The organism is Streptomyces mexicanus (assembly GCF_902506575.1).
Classification (GTDB): Bacteria; Actinomycetota; Actinomycetes; order Streptomycetales; family Streptomycetaceae; genus Streptomyces; species Streptomyces mexicanus.
The window spans coordinates 3555055-3557378 of record NZ_LR732544.1; the positions used below are offsets into that span (position 1 = coordinate 3555055).

The 2324-nt window shown below is 74.0% G+C and carries 1 protein-coding gene; it reads left to right on the forward strand.

The window, feature by feature from the left end; genetic code table 11:
• Positions 1-2064: HelD family protein (locus GV126_RS15805; protein ID WP_236570012.1), on the forward strand; the 2064-nt coding region annotated here is incomplete at its 5' end.
• Between the last annotated feature and the right edge of the window lie 260 nt (positions 2065-2324).

Sequence of the window (2324 nt, forward strand, 5' to 3'; positions counted from 1 at the left end):
GCCGATGACCGTCCCGCCGACGACCCCCTCGCCCGCGAACAGGCCCACCTCGCCGCCTCCCGTGCCGCCCTGCGGGCCATGCGCGCGGACGTCGAAGCGCTCGACATCCGCGACGTCACCGCCAACTGGGTGAACGCCGAAGTGCTGGCCCGGCAGATCGAGGACCGCATCAAGGCGCTGGCCGACCTCAGCGACACCCCGCTGTTCTTCGGCCGCCTCGACTACCTGCACGCGCCCGGCGCGGACCGGGCCGAGGGCGCCGAGGGCGAGCAGTTCTACATCGGGCGTCGACATGTGCACGACGGCGACGGCGACCCCATGGTCATCGACTGGCGCGCCCCGGTCTCGCAGCCGTTCTACCAGGCGTCCAAGAAGAACCCGATGGACATCGCGCTGCGCCGCCGCTTCGGCTACACCGGCGGCGAGCTGACGGCGTACGAGGACGAGCACCTGTCCGACCCGGCGGAGGCGGACACCACCAGCAAGCTGCTCCAGCGGGAGATCGAGCGCCCGCGCGTGGGCCCGATGCGCGACATCGTGGCGACCATCCAGCCCGAGCAGGACGAGATCGTCCGGTCGGGGCTGTCCGGCACGGTCTGCGTGCAGGGCGGACCCGGCACCGGGAAGACCGCCGTCGGCCTGCACCGCGTCGCCTACCTCCTCTACGCCCACCGGGAGCGGCTGGCCCGCACCGGCACCCTCGTCATCGGGCCGAACCGCTCCTTCCTGCGGTACATCGAGCAGGTGCTGCCGGCGCTCGGTGAGCTGACGGTGCAGCAGGCCACCGTGGACGACCTGGTCGCCCGGGTGGAGGTGCGCGGCACGGACGACGCGCCGGCCGCCCTGGTCAAGGGCGACGCCCGGATGGCCCAGGTGCTGCGGCGGGCCCTGTACTCCCACGTGACGACGCCCACCGAAGCGGTCGTCGTGGTGCGCGGCTCGCGCCGCTGGCGCGTCCCGGCGTACGAACTTCAGGAAATCGTCGAGGAGTTGCTGCGCCGCGGCATCCGCTACGGCGCCGCCCGCGAGGCGCTGCCGCAGCGGATCGCGCACGCCGTGCTGGTGCAGATGGAGCGGGCGGGCGAGGCCCCGGACGACCGGGTGCAGGACTCCGTCGCCCGCAACGCGGCGGTGAAGGCCGCCGTGAAGGCGATCTGGCCGCAGGTCGATCCGGCCAAGCTGGTGCTGCGGCTGCTGTCGGACGCCGACTTCCTCGCCGCGCACGCCGAGGGGATCCTCACCGAGGAGGAGCAGAAGGCGATCCTGTGGGCCAGGCCCGCGCGGTCGGTGAAGTCGGCGAAGTGGTCGGCGGCCGACGCCGTGCTGATCGACGAGGCGGCCGACCTGGTGGAGCGCACCTCGTCCCTCGGGCACGTGGTCCTGGACGAGGCGCAGGATCTGTCCCCCATGCAGTACCGGGCGGTCGGCCGGCGCTGCACCACCGGCTCGGCCACCGTCCTCGGCGACCTCGCCCAGGGCACCACCCCGTGGGCGACGCGCACCTGGGAGGAGGCCCTGTCCCACCTGGGCAAGCCCGAGGGCGTGGTCGAGGAGCTGACGGCCGGTTTCCGCGTGCCGACGGACGTCATCGCCTACGCCTCCCGCCTGCTGCCGCACATCGCGCCCGGCCTGACCCCGGTCGCCTCCGTCCGGGAGAACCCGGGCTTCTTCGAGGTCCGCGCGATCGAGGGGGAGGCGGAGGGCGCCGCACGGGACGCCGCTGTGGTCGCCGCCTGCGCGGAGTTGCTGCGCCGCGAGGGCTCGACCGGCCTGATCGCCGCCGACGCCCGGATCCCGGCCCTCGCCGAGGCGCTGACGGCCGCCGGGCTGACGTACCTGTCCCCCGGCGAGGAGACCACCGCCGAGACCCGGCTCACCCTGGTCCCGGCCTCGCTCGCCAAGGGCCTGGAGTACGACTACGTGGTGCTGGACGAACCCCGGGCCGTGGTCGACGGCGAACCGGACGAACGCACCGGCCTGCGCCGCCTGTACGTGGCCCTGACCCGAGCGGTGTCGGGTCTGATCGTGACCCATTCGGCGCCGCTGCCCGCCCAGTTGGCCTGACGGCGCGCCGCTAAGGTGTCGTGCCGTTCCGTCGTCCCGCCCCGGAAAGGCCGCTCGTGAGCACTCCGCCGCCTCAGCATCCGGCGTACCAGCAGAACCCCGGGCCCTACCGGACCGGACCCGGGCCGCACCCACCGGCTCCGGGGGCGTACGCCCAGGGCCCTGCCCCGTATCAGCCCGCTCCGGGTGCGTACCAACCGGCTCCGGGCCCGTACGCCCACGGTCCTGGCCCTGTCTCCTATACCCCTCCGACGCTGCCG